The organism is Nocardioides sp., assembly GCF_035429765.1.
Classification (GTDB): Bacteria; Actinomycetota; Actinomycetes; order Propionibacteriales; family Nocardioidaceae; genus Nocardioides.
Genome location: NZ_DAOMFK010000335.1, coordinates 1 through 1,797 on the forward strand (window position 1 = coordinate 1; position 1,797 = coordinate 1,797).

Here is a 1,797-nt window from a genome sequence, read left to right on the forward strand (position 1 = left end):
CACCCTCAGCGGGGCCGCCGCCGCCCTCGACGACGTGCTGACCCTCGCCCGGCTGCCTCCCGGGGCCGAGGTGCTCGGCCCGGTCGAGCACGGCGAGCCCGGGGAGTGGCGGGCGGTGGTCAGGGTGCCCCGCTCCCAGGGGCTGGCGCTGTCCCGGGCGCTCGGCGAGGTCCAGCGGGTCCGCTCGGCCCGCAAGCTGGGCGCGGTGCGGGTGCAGGTCGACCCGCCCGCCCTCTAGCCCCGTCCCTACACTGGCCGGGCACGTCCCGACCCCGAGGAGTGAGCCATCGTGCCCGTCCAACCGATCCGACTGTTCGGCGACCCGGTGCTGCGCTCACGCGCCACGGAGGTCGTCGACTTCGACAAGGAGCTGCGCACCCTGGTCCGCGACCTCACCGACACCATGATGGACGCCCCCGGAGCCGGGCTGGCCGCGCCGCAGATCGGCGTGGGGCTGCGCGTGTTCACCTGGTACGTCGACGGCGAGCTCGGCCACCTGGTCAACCCCTCCCTCGACCTGTCCGAGGAGCTCCAGGACGGTCCGGAGGGCTGCCTCTCGCTGCCCGACATCGTCTACGACTGCCGCCGGGCGCTCTCGGTGGTGGCCACAGGGTTCACCATGTACGGCGAGCCGGTGCGGATCGAGGGCTCCCAGCTGCTGGCCCGGGCGATCCAGCACGAGACCGACCACCTCGACGGGGTCCTCTTCCTCGACCGGCTGGACGCCGACTCACGCAAGGCGGCGATGAAGCAGATCCGCGAGTCGGACTGGTTCGGCGTGGACCGGCCCACCGTCCGGCTCTCGCCGCACCCCACCCGAGGGCTCGGGCTCTGATGCGCCTGGTCTTCGCCGGCACGCCCGAGGTGGCCCTCCCGTCCCTGGAGGCGATCATCGGCTCCCACCACGAGCTGGTCGGGGTGGTCACCCGCCCGGACGCGCCCGCGGGCCGGGGCCGGACGCTGCAGCCCTCCCCGGTCGCCCGGCGGGCCGGTGAGGTCGGCGTCCCCGTGCTCACCCCCGCCCACCCCCGGGAGGCCGGCTTCCAGGCGGCCCTGCGCGACCTCGCCCCCGACTGCTGCCCGGTCGTCGCCTACGGCGCGCTCGTCCCGCGGTCCGCGCTGGAGATCCCCCGGCTGGGCTGGGTGAACCTGCACTTCTCCTGCCTCCCCGCTTGGCGCGGCGCCGCGCCCGTGCAGCGGGCGCTGTGGGCGGGCGACGAGGTCACCGGAGCCACCACCTTCCGGTTGGTCGAGGAGCTCGACGCGGGGCCCACCTTCGGGGTGATGACCGAGCGGATCCGCCCCGAGGACACCGCGGGAGACCTCCTCGCCCGGCTGGCCGAGGGGGGTGCGGGGCTGCTGCTCGCCACGCTGGACGGGCTGGCCGACGGCACGGTCGAGGCCCGGCCCCAACCGGAGGAGGGCCTCAGCTGGGCCCCGAAGATCACGGTGGCGCAGGCTGCGGTGGACTGGTCGCGGCCCGCCCTGGCCATCGACCACCAGGTGCGCGCCTGCACCCCGGCGCCGGGCGCCTGGTCCACCTGGGCGGGGGAGAGACTCAAGCTCGGCCCGGTCCGGGTCGACCCGGACCGAGAGTCGCTGCCGCCCGGCGAGCTGGCCGCCACGAAACAGGCGGTGCACGTCGGCACCGCCACCCAGCCGGTCCGGCTGGGGCTGGTGCAGCCCTGCGGCAGACGGCCGATGGCGGCCGCCGACTGGGCCCGGGGGGTGCGTGCGGGCGCCGGCGCCCGGCTCGGCGAGGGGAGACCCGATGACCCCCGTTGACCGGCCGGGCCG

At 76.2% G+C, this 1,797-nt stretch carries 2 protein-coding genes and 1 pseudogene; all 3 read left to right on the forward strand.

Annotated elements, in window-relative coordinates:
* Positions 1-238, forward strand: a pseudogene (locus PLP61_RS16925) (primosome assembly protein PriA); the annotation flags it as partial.
* 51 nt (positions 239-289) lie between these two features.
* Complete coding sequence (gene def, locus PLP61_RS16930; protein WP_324503969.1) at positions 290-835, forward strand: peptide deformylase; 546 nt, start codon at positions 290-292, stop codon at positions 833-835.
* Complete coding sequence (gene fmt / locus PLP61_RS16935; protein WP_324503970.1) at positions 835-1,785, forward strand: methionyl-tRNA formyltransferase; 951 nt, start codon at positions 835-837, stop codon at positions 1,783-1,785. Before def ends, fmt begins: the two co-directional genes overlap by 1 nt.
* The last annotated feature ends 12 nt before the right edge of the window (positions 1,786-1,797 follow it).

Bases quoted from the DNA above. Each gene is read 5' to 3' on its own strand.
- fmt (WP_324503970.1), top strand. From the start codon at position 835: ATGCGCCTGGTCTTCGCCGGCACGCCCGAGGTGGCCCTCCCGTCCCTG.